Genomic DNA, 16,463 nt, shown 5'->3' on the forward strand with positions numbered 1-16,463 from the left:
TGCTCGCTTCAGTTGAATGCGTAGGCAATCGCCGCCTGCACTGCACCCTGGTCCGAGTGGCCGAGTTCCTTGACGAGACTGCTGTCGGCCGCCGAACCGGTCAGGTGAATCCAGCTGACACTGGTCAGCAACGACCAATGGCTGGCCAGTGGCAATTCGAAGCTCTGGGTCAATGCCACATTCTGCAACCCGCCGCTGGCGTTGGCAGGTCGAATGCCCGAGGCCAGTGATTCATCGGCACTGACTCCGAAGAACGTCCGGTTCTGCCGGGCATCGACAAAATGGGCGGTCAGGTTGCTGCTGCCGATCACCCCGCCACCCAGCGGATAGCCCACCTCGCCGCCCACCCGGCCCAGCACGCCACCCTGGCCACTGCCCCCGCCCAGCGCCTGACCGACGGACGCGAACACTCGCCAGAAATCGGCCGGCGCGTACTGCACAAATGCGCCGACCTCGCCCATGTCCGGGACATCCCGCAGGCCTCGCAGGGTGCCGTTGGCGGTGCGCCCGGGCAGGTAACCGAAAAACGGCCCCGCGCTGAAGCCGTCGGCCTTGAACGCGTTCCAGGTCAGGCCATCGTCGGTACCGAGGCTGACATCGCCCCAATCCAGATCGAGGTAGGGCACGGGCCGGGTTTCGTAGCGGCTGCCACTCGGATCATGGGGCTGATAGCTGAGGCCAAGTCCGGCCTTACCGGTGATTGCGTCGGCGTGAACATCGAATGAAAGGCAGGCCAGCACGGCCAGCAGCGCAATGGTGATCCTCGACATGAGGCTCGCTCCTTATCGGCATCTGCGCGCATCAATCCCCGGATTGCCCGCCCCGTGCAAGCACTCATGTTGTTTGTAGCGACCTACAAAAATCGTAGCTTCGCCGCGGTCTGAATCCGCCAGAACCCCGGCCCTGCGGGGCCAAACCGGTTTGGCACAGTCCCTGCTCTACCCCCATTGGCAGCGCAAACAGTGCGACCTGCACTCGCTTGATCCAAGAAAGGTACAGCAGATGAATGACTGGCATATCGTGTGTGACTTCGATGGAACCATCACCCGCACCGACGTGATCGACGGCATCCTCCAGCGATTCGCCGACCCGAGTTGGGAAGCCATCGAAAACGAGTGGCTGGCGGGCGACATCGGTTCGCGCGAGTGCCTGGGCCGCCAGCTCTCGCTGGTCAAGGCATCGCCCGGCGAACTGCTCGGGTTCTTCGACAGCATCGACATCGACCCGGACTTCCCCGACTTCGTCGACCACGTGATCGGCCTCGGTGCCTCGCTTGAAGTGGTCAGCGACGGCATCGAGCAGGGCATCGCACGCATCCTGGCGCGCCACTACGTCAGCCTGTTGCCGATCCTGGCCAACCGCTTGCGCCAGGTCGATCACGACAGCTGGCGCATCGACTTCCCCCATGCCAGCGACGCCTGTCGCGCCGCGGCCGGCAACTGCAAATGCAAATCCACGCCCGCCACCAAACGCGTGCTGGTGATCGGTGACGGCCAGTCCGACCTGTGCGTGGCGGGCACCGCCGACTTCGTGTTCGCCAAGGATCGCCTCGCCGAGCACTGCGAACGCAACGGCATCGCCTACGCACGCTTCGACAGCTTCGCCGAACTCCCTGCCCTGCTGGCCCTGCTGCCGATTGCCAGCGCGGCCAACGCCACCTCTTTCACCGTCGAAACACAGGAACACTTCCACCATGTCTGATATTCGAATCGCTACCGCCGAAGACCAAATCCTGCTGGAAAAAGAAGCGCGGTATTGCTCTTACGGCGACACCGTTCACTACATCGAACCGCCGCGCATTTTCAGCCGCTGCGAAGGTTCCTACGTCTGGGACACCAGCGACCAGGCCTACCTCGACCTGCAAATGTGGTACTCGGCGGTAAACTTCGGTTACGCCAACCCGCGCCTGAACAACGCACTGAAACAGCAGATCGACACCCTGCCGCAGATCGCCAGCCAATACCTGCACAAAGGCAAGATCGAGCTCTCGGAAATGATCGCCGTGGACGCGAAGAAAAAGTTCGGTCTCGACGGTCGCGTGCATTTCAACGTCGGTGGTTCGCAGTCCATCGAGGACTCGCTGAAAGTCGTGCGCAACGCCAGCAACGGCAAGAGCCTGATGTTCGCCTTCGAGGGCGGCTACCACGGGCGCACCCTCGGCGCCTCGTCGATCACCTCCAGCTACCGCTATCGTCGTCGCTACGGCCACTTCGGCGAGCGCGCCAACTTCATCCCGTTCCCGTATCACTTCCGCGGCCCCAAAGGCATGACCAAGGAAGAGTACGGCAGCCATTGCGTGCAACAATTCGCCCGCCTGTTCGAGACCGAATACAACGGCGTCTGGGACCCGAAAGTCGGCCAGAGCGAGTACGCCGCGTTTTACGTCGAGCCGATCCAGGGCACTGGTGGCTACGTGATCCCGCCGATGAACTTCTACAGCGAACTCAAGCATGTGCTGGACCAGCACGGCATCCTGATGGTGGTCGATGAAATCCAGATGGGCTTCTACCGCACCGGCAAGTTGTGGTCGATCGAGCACTTCGACGTCAAACCGGACGTGATCGTCTTCGGCAAGGCCTTGACCAACGGCCTCAACCCGCTGGGTGGCATCTGGGCAAAAGAAGAGCTGATCAACCCGAAAGTCTTCCCTCCGGGCTCCACTCACTCGACCTTCGCCTCCAATCCGCTGGGCACCGCCGTCGGCCTGGAAATGTTCAAGATGACCAGCGAAGTCGATTACGGCGCGATGGTCATGAACAAGGGCAAATACTTCCTTGAAGGCCTGAAAGACCTGCAGAAACGCTACCCGATCATCGGCGACGTCGACGGCCTGGGCTTGGCCCTGCGTTGCGAAATCTGTACGACGGATGGCTTTACCCCGGACAAGGCAACCCTGGACTTCATGGTCGAAGAGGGCATGAAGGGCGACATCGAAATCGACGGCAGACGCCTGGGCCTGATTCTCGACGTAGGCGGTTACTACAAGAACGTCATCACCCTGGCGCCATCCCTGGAAATCAGCTACCCGGAGATCGACCTCGGTATCGCCCTGCTCGACCGCCTGCTCGCCCGGGCCATGAAGCGATGAACGCCGCCCCTGCAGTCGAGGGTATCGACATGGGCGAAGGCACTGCCGGGTTCGTTCTCGGCAGTGGCGAGGTTGCGGTGCTGCTGATCCACGGTCTGACCGGCACCCCGACGGAACTGCGGCGGGTGGCCATGGGCCTGGCCAAGGCCGGCCATACGGTTTACGTGCCGACCCTGGCCGGTCACTGCGGCGACAACGCCGACCTGCAAGCCAGCGGTTGGCGCGACTGGTACGAAAGCGCACGCAATACCTTCGTTGGCGTGCGCCGCAAGCATGCCCATGTATTTGTCGGCGGGCTGTCCATGGGCGCGGTGCTGTCGATGTACCTGGCAGCGGAACACCCGGGACAGATCGAAGGCTTGCTGCTGTACTCGACGACGCTGCGCTACGACGGCTGGAACATGCCCTGGGTGGCGAAATTGAGCAGCCTGGTGATGTCGATCCCGTTTGGCGTGCACCTGTGCCGCTTCAACGAAAAACCGCCCTATGGCATCAAGGACGAACGCTTGCGGGCCATCGTCGAACGGCAGATGCGGGCCGGCGATAGCGGCAGTGCCGGGTTGCTCACCATGTCCGGAGTCAGTGTCCGCGAACTGCACCGGCTGGTGGCGGCGGTGAAAAAACGCATGCCGCACATCACCACCCAGGCGCTGGTGTTGCACTCACGCGAAGACGACATCACCAGTCGCTGGAACGCCGACTACGTGGAGCGCAAACTCGGTGGCCCGGTGGTGAAGATCCTGCTCGACGACTGCTACCACATGATTACCGTCGACCTGCAATATCGGCGCGTCGTGGAACTGAGCGCGGACTTTATCCAGCGTCGTTTCATGCAACAGCGATCTACGCTGTTACCGACGCCCCCGGTGTACCGGCAGCTGGCATAACTCAAGGAGAACATGTGACAACAGCCCGACGTCCCGATGCCCGACCTTTTGCCCTCTCCGGCTGGAGCCTGCAACGCAAACTGGTGCTGGCGTTCTGGCTGGTCAGCGTGATTCCGACCATGATCGCCGCGGAACTGGCGGCGACCACCCTGTCGCAGATTTTCGACAGCAACGTGCGGATCTGGCTGCAGGAGTCGACCAAGATCGTCGAGGACGAAATCACCGAGATCCTCCACGAGAACGCCCGGGCCGCTCAGCTGTTCCTGCGGTTTACTCGCTCGCCCACCGACGAGTTGGCGGCCCGCAATGACCGACTGACGGCCGATATCGCCGACTCCATGGGCATCGATGTGGTTGCGCTGGTGCGCAACAGCGATCACAAAGTGGTGTTCAGCACCGTGGCCGACGACATCATCCGGCAGATCGACATCGCCCCCAAAGCGGTGCTGCAAACCTTGCAGGTCGGCGGCGTAGCGACCGGCGCGGTGGTGTCGACGTTCGAGACCGAACAGGATGGCGTCGACTACAAAATGATCGTCGCCACCTACCTCGACAGCAGCTTCCTGACCAGCGTGGCCGACGTGCACTCCCTGGACCTGCGGCTGTACCTGGCCAAGGACGACAACTTCTCGGAGATATTTTCGACCCAGCGCTTCGAGGATCACCCGGCGGCGGTACCGGAAAAAATCGAACAGACCCTGCGCAACACCAAGCAGCCCATCGAGCAATCGACCAACCGCTACAGCGGCATCTACCGGCCGATACTCAACGAAAACGGCCAACTTCAAGGTGTGATCTTCAGCGGCCTGCTGCGCCACACCAGCCTGGTCGGGCTGGTGAACCAGAGCAACCTGTTCATCCTGATTTTCCTGCTCAGTTCGGCCGCTTCGCTGGCGGTCGGCTGGTTGGTGTCCCAGCGCCTGACCAAGCCCTTGAGCAACCTGTCCAACGGCGTCCAGGCGGTTATCGCCGGAGATTACCGCCAGCGTTTGCCGGTCACCGGGGGCGACGAACTGGCAGGACTGAGCAGCACCTTCAACCTGATGAGCGAGCGCCTGGGGGAGTTGCAGCATCTGGAATCGCAGTTACGCCGACGTGACCGCTTGCACGCGCTGGGCGAAGTGGCGATGGGCCTGGCCCATGAAATCCGCAACCCGCTGGGCATCATCAAGACCGCTACGCAGTTATTGCATCGTCGCACCGACTTGCCCGAATCCGACAAGCGTCACCTCGAATACGTGGTCAGTGAAGTCAGCCGGATCAACGACCTGATCACCGAGTTCCTCGACTTCGCCAAGCCCAGCGCGCCGATGCGCTCGACGCAGCCGGCGCGGCAGGTGGTGGATGAACTGATCGGCTTCTGCGCCCCGGAACTGGCCAGCCAGCGGATCGACGTGCAGATCGAAGATCACGCCCCCGGTGCGACCTTGTATGCCGACGCGCGGCAACTCAAGCAGGCCGGCCTGAACCTGATCGTCAACGCCATCGACGCCATGCCCGACGGCGGCCGCCTGACGGTCACGATCAGCCGCGAAACGCCCTATACCGTGATCAGCCTCCGCGACACCGGCCAGGGCATCGACGCCGACATGCTGGAGCGGATCTTCACGCCATTCGTCACCACCAAGGCCTCGGGCACGGGCCTGGGGCTGGCGAAGGTGTTCTCGATCATGGAAAGTCATGACGGGCGCATCGAGTGCGTCAGTCAAAAGGATGCCGGCGCCACCTTCAGCCTGTACATTCCGGCCAGCGGTGAACACTTCGACGAGGGCAACGATGACGCATAACGTACTGGTGGTCGACGATGAGCCCAAGCTCTGCGACTTGCTCGCCTCGGCGTTGAGTCAGAACGGCATCGGCGTATTTACCGCCGGCAATGGCCTGCACGCGCTCAAGGTGCTGGAGGCCGAAGACATCGACCTGGTGATCAGCGACTGGCGCATGCCCGGCATGGACGGCCCGCAACTGCTGGCAGAAATCAAAAGCCGTTATCCACAACTGCCGGTGATCGTCATGACCGCCTACAGCACGGTGAAAAACGCCGTGCAGTCGATGCGCAACGGCGCCTTCGACTACATCGCCAAGCCGTTCGACATCGACGAACTGGACATCACCGTCAGCAAGGCCCTGCAATTTCGCGACATTCTCAAAGACAACCAGCGCATGCGTGCCGAACTCGACGAACACCAGCAGATCGACAGCCTGATCGGCGACAGCCCGAGCTTTCGCCGCGTCCTGCAGGCGATCGAATCCGTGCGCGAGAGCAACGCCACGATCCTGCTGACCGGCGAAAGCGGCACCGGCAAGGAAATGGTCGCGCGGGCGATCCACAAGCACGGCAACCGTGCCGACCAACCTTTCGTCGCGGTCAACTGTGCGGCGATCCCCGAAGGGCTGCTGGAAAGCGAAATGTTCGGTCACCGCAAAGGCGCGTTCACCGGGGCCGTGACCGACCGTATCGGACGCTTCCAGCAGGCCGACAAGGGCACCCTTTTTCTCGATGAAATCGGTGAAATGCCGTTGCCCCTGCAAGCGAAGATCCTACGGGCGCTGCAAGAGCGGGTCATCGAACCGGTGGGCGATCCGCGCGAGCGCAAGGTCGATGTGCGGGTCATCGCGGCCACCAACAAGAACCTGCTGGAAGCGGTGGCGAACAAGGAGTTTCGCGAAGACCTGTATTACCGCCTCAATGTGTTCCCGATTCCCCTGCCGGCCTTGCGTGAGCGGGCCGAAGACATCGCCCCGCTGGCCCGGCACTTCGCCCACATCCTGGGCGCCACGGCGGGCAAGCGCATCAATGGTTTCAGCCCCGCAGCGCTGCAAGCCATGAGCCAATACGCGTGGCCGGGCAATATTCGCGAACTGCAGAACTGCGTGGAGCGCGCGACCATTGTCGCGTCTGGCGCGGTGATAGAAGACGTTGACCTGCCGGGCTACCTGTTTGCTTCACGGTCCGCCGACAACGGCGCGGTCTTCATCGAGGGCAGCAGCATCCCGTCGGATCTGGACGCGGCGCTGGCGCAAACCGAAAAGTCCTACATTCTCGCCGCCCTTGCCCAGAGCAACGGCGTGCAGGCCGCCGCCGCCCAACTGATCGGAATTTCCGAGCGCAGCTTCTGGTACAGGCTGAAAAAGCTGGGCATTCACGTGGACAAAATCGTCCGCTGAGCGTTGCCACTGTAGGGGCTAGGTGTTACAGGAGATTGTGTTCCGCCAGCGGCTCGATCTGTGCCCAATGGGAGGTGTCTTCCCGGTGCTCACGCAAGTACGGCAACACCGCCGCGAGCAACGGCGCCTTGAACGCTTCCTGAAAACGATGGGCCAGGCCCGGAATCAGGATCAACTGACTGCCACGCAGATGCGCGGCCAGATGCACGCCATGCATCACCGGCAGCAGCGGATCGGCCGTGCCATGCACCACCAGTGCCGGCACGCGCAACTGATTGAGCAACGCCACCCGGCTCGGCTCGGCGAGAATGGCCATGATCTGGCGTTTAACGCCCTCGGGATTGAATGCCCGGTCATAGGACAGCGCCGCCTGATGCAGCAGCACTTCACGATCGTCGGTCACCATCGGGCTGCCCAGCGCCGCCAGCAGGTCGGCCTGCTGCTCCAGCGCCACTTCACGATTCGGTGCGCCCCGGCGGGCAAGCAGCTGCACCAGCGCGGCACTGGGTGCGGGCAAACCTTCGGCACCTGAGGAAGTCATGATCAGGGTCAGGCTCTCGACCCGTTGCGGCGCCATGGCCGCCATGTGCTGGGCGATCATGCCGCCCATGCTCGCGCCCAGCACGTGGAATTGATCGATGTGCAAGGCGTCCATCAAGCCCAGGCCATCGTCGGCCATGTCGGTCAGCGAGTACGGTGCCGACACCGGCAAGCCGAGCTTGTAGCGCAGCACTTCGAAGGTCAGGTTGGCCTCGCCCGGTGGCTGTCGCCAGGTCGACAGGCCGACGTCGCGATTGTCATAGCGGATCACCCGGAAACCCTGCTGGCACAGAGCGACCACCACCTCGTCCGGCCAGTGAATCAATTGACCGCCCAGCCCCATCACCAGCAGCAACGCCGGATCCGACGCGCGGCCGATGCTCTGGTACGCCAGGCTTACCTGGGCCAGATCCACTCGTTCGGTCGGAACATTGACGTCACAACGCGAGGCCGCCAGGGACGGCAGGCCGAACACCAGCGCGGCCAAAAATACGATTCGTGAAAAAAATGCAGCACCCATGGAAAAACACCAAAACGCAGAACCCCAGTAGAGCGCGAGTCTGATGAAGTTTGTTCAAGCGCGCTGCCACAGTTCCATGACAGTTTGATGAAGAGTGCCGAGCGGTCGTCGAGGAACAAAAGCGCACGACGCGATAACTATGTACCGCCAGCCCCTGGTTCGACGACCCCTTAATGGAGGCAACGCCGGCACGAGCCCGGCCCTTTGGAGAGCTATCGTCATGGTCGACGAACCAACACCCTTACCGAGCGAATTCGGTCTCACACGCACTTTGCCGTCCAGCCTGGATGAAAGCCTGATACTGAGCGCTTCGGCACGCTGCAATGAATACCGCGATCAATGGCTCGGCCTCATGGCGCAAAGCCCGCAGTCGATACTCGATGGTCATTGGTGGGGCACCCGCGCCCGCGGTACCGACGTTTCACGCAGAACTCTGGCGATGAGGCTGTACCACCAGCACTTCGAGTCCTCCAGCCAACTGGCGTTCGCCCAGGGCAGACTGACTGTCGAGCAGATCAAGTCGATACAGACGCTGATTGATCCCGCCATACCGACAACGACGCCTGAAGCCCCGGTAATCCGGGTCGAACGATTGACATTGAAATCCGCCAATGACACACGCATCGAACTTGCCGGGGCCCTGGTCATCACCCGGGATACCGTTCAACCGGCCGCCCAAATGTTATATCTGCCTTCCCGGCCAGTGGCCTGGATGATTTTCCAGGACCGCAACGATATGCAACGCTGGCTGATCGGGCATCAGCAGCAACTGGTTGCCCCATCCGGGCCGGGCGTCGTCAGCATCGATTACGCCGCGCTGGAAAATACCCCGCTGACCGGCAATGCCGACTTCCTGCTGACGCATTTATCCACAGCACAGGTCAGTCAGTCGCAGCGCCAGGCGGTTTTTGCCCAGGCCGCCGACCCGTCGCCAACGGACCCGAACGAGGTGGATGACCAGTCCCTGTTCGGCCTGTTGAACCCCGACATTCCCCTGGATGAGCGGCGCAGCGCCCTGACGATGCAGCACGCAGCACTGGAAAGCCTGTTTGACACGTCCAATGCCAGCCTCCTGCCAGTGCTAAAACAGCAACTCGATGCATTAACGGCCGCCGAACAGTCCAGCGCCACTGCCGCGTCGACGCTGCTGAACACCCGCAATCCGCTCAGCCTGCTGGAACTGCGCAACCTTCCAAATCCTCACTACACCGCGCTTTACCAGGCACGTCTCGCGGGCCTGCGTGCCGAGGCCGATGTTCAACTGACCCTGAAGCAGATCAGCGCGCAAGAACATCAATGGCTCAAAACCGTCCTGGACGCACCGGATAAGACAGATCAACAGGCTAACGTGGCGGTGGCCCGCATTACGCTGGTAGCGGCCGATGTCGAGGGCACCAGCACACCCGCGCTCCAGGAGCTGGAGGGCGTATTGCTGTTCACTCATCCGTCCGCGCTGCTGACCGACGCGCCCCATGGTCTTTTGCTCTACTGGCCGGGTCACTTCGGCGGCCTGCAACGCTTTGATTCCCTGCAGACCCTGCAAAGGACAGTGTTCAGGCTGACAGCCGGCGAAAACACTTTGGCGCTACGCCTGTCGGCGCTGTCCCGTGATCCGATTGAATACTCATTGCAAACCCAGCTCTATGCCTGCGAACAACAGGCAGCCCGAATCATTGCCGACAATTCCGCGCCACAACGTGCCGATCAGCGCATCCAGGCCCTGGAAAAACTGCGCGAGCAAACCCTGGCCAGCCTCACGGTGCCCATTCCGGCCGCCCGGGAACTGGCGTACACGCAACTGCTCGAGCAACACCGGAGCGGCGTATTGGCGAGCAACTTGCCACAATGGCTTGGCACGCTTTCCGAGGCTCAGCGCTCGCGACTCAAAGGGTTGTTCACTGCCTACATCAAGGCGATGAAGCGCTCCCATGAACTGCTCGAACGCGATCTGCCGCCAAGGGAAGCCTTCGCTGAAAAGGCCATCGACATCAAGCTGCGCCAGGAGTTTGGCCTCACACAAAGGGTCGAGGTGCTGCTCGACCTGCCCGACTCTACCTACTGGCAGAAAATCGTCATGGAGGGTGCCGCGCCGGGTACGCCTCAGCAAAACATGCTATTTGCCAACCAGCAGCGCAGCAAGCTGTCACTCGCCGAGCTGGCGCTCAGCAATATCGATGAAGCCATGTGGCTGCGCCTGACGTTCATGCGAGTCGAGATCAACGGGGCGGATGAGGCACAACGTCAGATGTTGCAAACGGGCATCACCCAGGCGTGGCTGCGCGCGCGGGTTACCGAACTTGACCTGGCCGGGCAATATGAAACGCTGATCCGCAAGACCTTCCTCGGCAGCGGGGCCGCGTCGACCTTCAGCAATGAACACCGTCGCGAATGCCTGAGCGAGCCGTGGCGCCTGATGCTCAAACTGCAAGGCGAGTTCGCTTTGCTGCAACGGCAGATCAGCGTCGCCGGGCACCGGTTGCTGGAAATCGCCATCGACGCCAATAGCCGGGAAGCCTATGCGGCCGACGGCAAACGCATCGTGCTGTTGCCGGTGAACCTGACGGTGGGCGGTGAGGACACCCCGCATCAAGGATCTAGCACCCTGGCCGGCGTCACCTTCATCGAGGAACAGATTAGCGGCCTGACCCTGCTTTACTTGCCTGACAGCCCCGACGGCGTCTTTCTACGCCAGTACGATTCCCTCGAAGAAGCGCGCAAAGCCCTGTTCAACCTGTGCCTGCGCACACAAATGGTCAACTACCTGGCCGGTCGTGCAATCCACGGCAATTTTGAACACCATGTCAGTCGAATCAACCAGGCGCTGCTGAAAAACTTCGATGCCATGATCGGCACGGGCATGGCCTGGCCGGCTACCACCTCTTTGGCGGCACACTTGCTCAATGTGCATATGGGCCGTTTGCTCGAAGCACACCGGACGACATCGCGCTCCAACGATGCCTTGTACCTTGAGCGTGCCGCATTGAAGTGCGGCGCTCTGTTCAATTACCTGAAAATGGCCTTGGGCATGGTGCCTTTCGTGGGCACGGCCATCGCATTGTATGACGCCTGGAACAGCGCAAATCTGGCGGTTGGCGCTTTTCTGCGTGGTGAAGTCGGCCATGGCCTGGCCGAGGTTGAAGCGACGTTGCTGTCATTGATTGATGCTGCGCTGGACATACTTCCCGGTGGTGCTGCCGGTTCCAGCCCGGCGGCGACCGCTCGTTCGCTGACGCGAGTACGACAGCTCGGAACAACGGGCAATGCCGCGAAGGCGCTACGTCCCTTCAGGACCATCCGTCATGCCAGGCAAGTGGTCGAGCGTTTCGCCGGTTACGAGTACGAAAACCTGATCAGCCTTGCCGGTCTGCAGCCAGGGACTCACGGGATTTACCGCAATGTCTATCGGCATGCCGATGGCGACTTCATGATCAGCCAGGGGCGCATCTACCGGATCGAGTTGAGCGATGGCCGGCGTGGCTGGCGCTTGAGCGGTACACGGACACGCTCCTACAAACAACCCATCGCGCTGGATGAAGCGGGAAACTGGAATACTCACTACGCGGTGTACGGCACCGTGATCGAGGGCGGCGGTGCCGGCGGTGGTGCCGTGCTAGGGCACATGGCCGACGGCATGGACCCGCTCTGGCCCGCCGCCATTCGCCGTTGGCTGCCACGTTGGTGGACGGACAGGACCTTGCGCCGCCAATTGACCCTGAACAACACCGTCGACGCTTACACCCGGCGACTCGATCGCCAGACCCGCAGCACCAACGACACGTTGCGAGATTATTTCGCCGTGCAACCGGATCAGCAACACGCCTTGCGGGCGCGTGCAGACACCGCCTGCGCAAACGACATCGACGTCGCGCAAACCCTCTACCGGAACGTGGAGGAACTGATGTCACTCAGCCACGGCCGAAAACGCGTTCAACTCAGCGACCTTCAAAGTCGCTGTGCCTGGGTCGCGACCGACCGGTGTGTGATGAGGACCCGTATCATCCAGAACAGGCTGGTCGCGCACCTCGATCGGGTTGATCAATTGCTTACGCGCTCCGATACAACCCCAATTACCGATACCGCCACGCATCTGCAACTGATGGCACAACGCAAAGAGGTGCGAAAGGATTTTCTGGAAGATTTCGAGCGGCTTCGTGATGCTGCACAAGAAGCAAACTACTGGAATTCGCGCATTACCAATCGCACACAAAAGACGAGTATGGCCCCTGATATGGCGGTCGTGAACAAAACAATGGGCGACGCGAATTACCACTACCTGAAGACCGCGCACGTATTGGAAATCATCGCTCGCTATGACGCCGTCCAGGACCTGTCCTGGGTTTACTTTCATGTGCAACTGAAAAAGGCCCGCAGCAAAGTCGGGCGCACTCTGCTCACTCAACATCATTTGCCGGAAGTGAGCGCCAGTGTCACCCAACGCAACAAAGTGCTGGAAGGCTGCCTGGCCACCTATGCCGAGTTTCGCCGCAACCTGGGTGCCTGGACGCTGAGTTACCCACAGCACCTGGATCTGGAGCAGGTCGCGGTGTTTCTGGACAGCCTGAACAACGTCGAAGAAGCCGCTCGCAATTCCATCAAGAATCGACCAACCCCCACGCACGATGTGGGCCGCAGCGGTCGGCAACTCTTCGAAACCGAGGACGATCAATTACTGATCGGGGTTGCCACTACCGACAACCCAACTCGACAAAATCGCTTCACCCTGCAGGGAGTCGATGGCCAAACCGAAACCTGGCTGCCCCGCTCCAGCGGCAAATATCACCTCAGCCAGCCCGCAGGCTCTACGCAATCTCCGCTGCCAACCGATGTCATGCCGTTGCTGACGGAGGCCAGGAAACGGCTCGCCGATGTAGGTGCCTACCAAAGCAAAGTCGAAGGCTATGCCAGGCAAGACATGCTGCCGATTGACCTTGAGCACATGATGAACAGTGAAGCCGCAGAACTGACCACTCGCGCCCAAGCCATCGAGCGGCTGTCGCCCACTGATCCTGTCATCCAGCAACTCAACACAAAGGCACGGGAATTGAAGAGCGCCGGTCGCACTCTGCGGATGCAGTACTCAATGAAAAGTAAAACGCCCACCGAGGGTTATCTGGATTACCTGGTGGAACAGGGCGTGGTTGAAACGCGCAAGGAGGGTGTTCTACGGGAGTTGGGCAAACGCCCTGATGGGCGCAAAGACTTTTTGCAAGAGTATGTGGTGCTGGACCTGGTCAGCCTGCCACCCAAGCCCTTGTGGTATGCGCATTTTCACTACACCTCCGCAAACCCTCGATTCGATGACTTCGTCAAAGGCCATTTGAAGTTGCCCGCACAGCGCAATCTCGGACTGAAATGGCAGGAGACGAAGGCCAGCAGCGGTGCCGCGGTCGAGTCGATCTGGCGCGGCGACATCGGTAAACCACTAGGCAACAAGCACTTTTCCGGACTGTGAAGCAATAACGGCGGAGCACGCAATGTGCTCCGCTGTGCTTAGGGTCGACAGCGGCATCAACATGAGACAAACTCAATCTTTTCGATTTATCGACAAGTTTTCCTCATGGAGCCACCGGTGCTTGAAATCCGTCACCTCAAGACCCTGCACGCCTTGCGCGAAGCCGACAGCCTGGTGGATGCGGCCGACCGCCTGCACCTGACGCAGTCGGCCCTGTCCCACCAGTTCAAGGAGCTGGAAGAGCGCATGGGCATGCCGTTGTTCGTGCGCAAGACCAAACCGGTGCGTTTCACCAGCGCCGGTTTGCGCCTGCTGCAACTGGCCGACGCCACCCTGCCGCTGCTACGCGCCGCCGAGCGCGACATCAGTCGGCTGGCCGGTGGTACCGCCGGGCGCTTGCACATGGCCATCGAATGCCACAGTTGCTTCCAGTGGCTGATGCCGACCATCGACCAGTTCCGTGATGCCTGGCCGGAAGTCGAACTGGACCTGGCTTCGGGCTTCTCCTTCGCTCCGCTGCCGGCCCTGGCCCGTGGCGACCTGGACCTGGTGGTGACTTCCGACCCGGTGGACCTGGCCGGGATCACCTATGTACCGCTGTTCACCTATGAAGCGATGCTCGCGGTGGCCAACCAGCACCGCCTGGCCGGCAAAGCCTATATCGTCCCCGAAGACCTGCTCCCGGAAACCCTGATCACCTACCCGGTGGAACGGGACCGGCTGGACATCTTCACCCGCTTCCTGGAACCCGCCGACATCGAACCGGCCCAGGTGCGCACCTCGGAACTGACGGTGATGATGATGCAGTTGGTAGCCAGCGGTCGCGGCGTGTGCGGCATGCCCCATTGGGCGCTGCACGAGTACAGCTCACGGGGTTATGTAAAAGCCAAGCGATTGGGCGAAAAGGGCTTGTTTGCGACGCTGTATGCGGCGATCCGGGCCGACATGCTGGATGCGCCGTACATGCGCGACTTCTTGCTGACGGCCAAGGACACGTCGTTTTCGACGCTGGACGGGGTGAGTGCCGTTCGCTAGAACAACACATCCATCTGTAGGAGCGAGCTTGCTCGCGATAAACCTGCGAGCGACACGGGGTGTCAGGCTTCCAGCGTTATCGTTGATGACCATCGCGAGCGAGCTCGCTCCTACAGGGGATCTATGTGATGGTTAGAGCTCGCGCCACATGTGGATCTTGTCGAAATAATCCTCGCCCACCCGCACCGCCATTGGCTCCAGGCCGAACTGAACGAAACCGCAGCGCCGGTACAGGTTGAGCGCGGCATCGTTGCCGGCGGTGACGGTCAATTTGATCAATCGCAGCTTCTCATGGGACCGCGCTTCGGCCAGAACAGCCTGCACCAAATGAAAACCGAGTCCACGCTGGCGCACACTGGCGGTCACGTACATGCCGAACAACGTCGCCTTGTGCCGGACCTTTTCCCGAGGCTCGAAGGCCAGCCCGACGATGCCCGCCAACCGGCCCTCTTCAAACGCACCGAACACCACATCGAGCTTGCCGGTCAGGCGCGACTCCCACCAGCCCAGCGGCATCGCCGCCCGCTCGCGCACACTCGAGGTGAAGGCTTGCGGGTGCAAGTCGTAGGCCTCGAGCATCAGCGCCCGATAGTCCAGGGCATGGCTGGCATCCAGTCGTTCGATCCACATGCTCAGGCCATCCGTTTCTGCTCAAGCATCAGCCGCAGTGCCAGCCCCGACAATACGAAGCCCATGAAATAGCGCTGCATCGCCAACCAGGTCGGATTATTGACGAACCACGAGGCGATGCCCGCGGCAAACATGGCGATCATCAGGTTGACGCTAAAACTGACGCTGATCTGGGTCAGGCCGAGGATGATGCTCTGGCTGAACACCGAGCCGTGCTCCGGGGTGATGAACTGCGGAAACACCGACAGATAGAACACCGCAATCTTCGGGTTCAGGGCACTGGTCAGAAAGCCCATGGTGATCAGTTTGCGTGACGAGTCCGGGGGCAACTGCTGCGCCTCGAACGGCGAGCGCGCACCGGGCTTGACCGCCTGCCAGGCCAGCCACAACAGGTACAGCGCACCGGCCCACTTCAACACTTCATAGGCCATCGGCACCGCGAGGAACACCGCCGTCAAACCGGCGGCCGCCGCAAACAGATGCACGAAGAATCCGCCGACCACCCCGAGCAACGAGATCACCCCGGCCTTGCGCCCCTGGCAGATCGAACGGGAGATCAGGTAGATCATGTTCGGCCCCGGCGTCAGCACCATCAGCAACGCGGCGGCGGCAAAAATCAGCAAGTCCTGAAGCGGGATCATGGGCGAAGTCCTTTGCGTAATGATCAGGCGATCGCGGTCAGCGATGCTCGATAAAACGGCAGGATCAGGTCCCGTGTCAATGGCGCCAGGCTGACACCGCCATCGGTGGCCGGGTCGATCCAGAGTATCTCTTCGATCTCGGCTGCAGGCGTCACCTCGACATCGATGTGCAGCTGGAAAATCTCGGCGTGAACGACAAAACCCGGTTCGTTGGCGGCCGGAGCCGAGAAGTGCCCCAGGTAAACGGCCTGCGCCGGGTCGATGTCCAGGCCCAGTTCCTCTTCCAGTTCCCGGGCCAGGGCATGAACCGGCAGTTCATGGGGCTCGATCTTGCCGCCCGGTTGCATGAAGGCCTGGGTACCGCGCTTGCGCACCAGCAAGGTGCGGCCATCAGGGCCGATCAACAGGGCGGCGGCGATACGGATAAATCCAGCGGGCTGGGCGGGAAACGTCGTCATGAACTAAGGCCTTCGACTCAAAAGCCGCAAGGATCCCATGTCCG

12 protein-coding genes are annotated in these 16,463 nt (G+C 61.4%); 7 read left to right on the forward strand and 5 right to left on the reverse strand.

Annotated features, from left to right (window positions below):
• Positions 1 to 8: 8 nt before the first annotated feature.
• Complete coding sequence (locus tag ACLD1X_RS02825) at positions 9 to 770, reverse strand: MipA/OmpV family protein (protein ID WP_429366021.1); 762 nt, start codon at positions 768 to 770, stop codon at positions 9 to 11.
• A gap of 232 nt (positions 771 to 1,002) precedes the next feature.
• Here ACLD1X_RS02825 and ACLD1X_RS02830 point away from each other — a divergent pair, with 232 nt between their 5' ends.
• The 5 genes from ACLD1X_RS02830 to ACLD1X_RS02850 are packed head-to-tail and all read left to right on the forward strand — an operon-like array spanning position 1,003 to position 7,143.
• Positions 1,003 to 1,701, forward strand: a complete 699-nt coding sequence (locus ACLD1X_RS02830; RefSeq protein WP_429366022.1) for an MtnX-like HAD-IB family phosphatase — start codon at positions 1,003 to 1,005, stop codon at positions 1,699 to 1,701.
• Entirely contained in the window at positions 1,694 to 3,088 is a 1,395-nt protein-coding gene (locus ACLD1X_RS02835) for an aspartate aminotransferase family protein (protein WP_429366023.1), read from the forward strand. Before ACLD1X_RS02830 ends, ACLD1X_RS02835 begins: the two co-directional genes overlap by 8 nt.
• Positions 3,085 to 3,975 (forward strand): alpha/beta hydrolase, encoded by an 891-nt coding sequence (locus tag ACLD1X_RS02840; protein ID WP_429366024.1) that lies wholly within the window; start codon positions 3,085 to 3,087, stop codon positions 3,973 to 3,975. Before ACLD1X_RS02835 ends, ACLD1X_RS02840 begins: the two co-directional genes overlap by 4 nt.
• A gap of 14 nt (positions 3,976 to 3,989) precedes the next feature.
• Positions 3,990 to 5,762, forward strand: coding sequence for an ATP-binding protein (locus tag ACLD1X_RS02845; RefSeq protein ID WP_429366025.1), 1,773 nt, complete (start codon positions 3,990 to 3,992; stop codon positions 5,760 to 5,762).
• The gene (locus tag ACLD1X_RS02850; RefSeq protein WP_429366026.1) at positions 5,752 to 7,143 is read left to right on the forward strand and encodes a sigma-54-dependent transcriptional regulator; all 1,392 of its coding nucleotides are present in this window, start codon (positions 5,752 to 5,754) and stop codon (positions 7,141 to 7,143) included. The genes ACLD1X_RS02845 and ACLD1X_RS02850 overlap by 11 nt, the downstream gene beginning before the upstream one ends.
• Positions 7,144 to 7,168: 25 nt before the next feature.
• Here ACLD1X_RS02850 and ACLD1X_RS02855 read toward each other — a convergent pair whose 3' ends face one another.
• A complete protein-coding gene (locus ACLD1X_RS02855) occupies positions 7,169 to 8,203 on the reverse strand; it encodes an alpha/beta fold hydrolase (protein ID WP_429366027.1) in 1,035 nt (344 codons plus the stop codon).
• Positions 8,204 to 8,423: 220 nt separating this feature from the next.
• Here ACLD1X_RS02855 and ACLD1X_RS02860 point away from each other — a divergent pair, with 220 nt between their 5' ends.
• The gene (locus ACLD1X_RS02860) at positions 8,424 to 13,655 is read left to right on the forward strand and encodes a dermonecrotic toxin domain-containing protein (protein WP_429366028.1); all 5,232 of its coding nucleotides are present in this window, start codon (positions 8,424 to 8,426) and stop codon (positions 13,653 to 13,655) included.
• A 117-nt stretch (positions 13,656 to 13,772) separates the two neighbouring features.
• On the forward strand, positions 13,773 to 14,690 hold the full coding sequence (metR, locus tag ACLD1X_RS02865) for a transcriptional regulator MetR (RefSeq protein ID WP_008021042.1): 918 nt from the start codon (positions 13,773 to 13,775) through the stop codon (positions 14,688 to 14,690).
• A gap of 132 nt (positions 14,691 to 14,822) precedes the next feature.
• On the opposite strand, the gene ACLD1X_RS02870 is transcribed toward metR, so the two are convergent.
• Genes ACLD1X_RS02870 through ACLD1X_RS02880 form a run of 3 tightly spaced genes read right to left on the reverse strand, consistent with a single transcriptional unit; the run spans position 14,823 to position 16,419 of the window.
• Positions 14,823 to 15,320 (reverse strand): N-acetyltransferase family protein, encoded by a 498-nt coding sequence (locus tag ACLD1X_RS02870; protein ID WP_429366029.1) that lies wholly within the window; start codon positions 15,318 to 15,320, stop codon positions 14,823 to 14,825.
• Positions 15,321 to 15,322: 2 nt separating this feature from the next.
• On the reverse strand, positions 15,323 to 15,961 hold the full coding sequence (locus ACLD1X_RS02875) for a LysE family translocator (protein ID WP_429366030.1): 639 nt from the start codon (positions 15,959 to 15,961) through the stop codon (positions 15,323 to 15,325).
• A 23-nt stretch (positions 15,962 to 15,984) separates the two neighbouring features.
• Positions 15,985 to 16,419: an NUDIX hydrolase gene (locus ACLD1X_RS02880; RefSeq protein WP_429366031.1), complete on the reverse strand. Its 435-nt coding sequence runs from the start codon at positions 16,417 to 16,419 to the stop codon at positions 15,985 to 15,987.
• Positions 16,420 to 16,463 lie beyond the last annotated feature (44 nt).

Origin of the sequence: Pseudomonas sp. 18173 (genome assembly GCF_050432945.1) — a bacterium.
Classification (GTDB): domain Bacteria; phylum Pseudomonadota; class Gammaproteobacteria; order Pseudomonadales; family Pseudomonadaceae; genus Aquipseudomonas.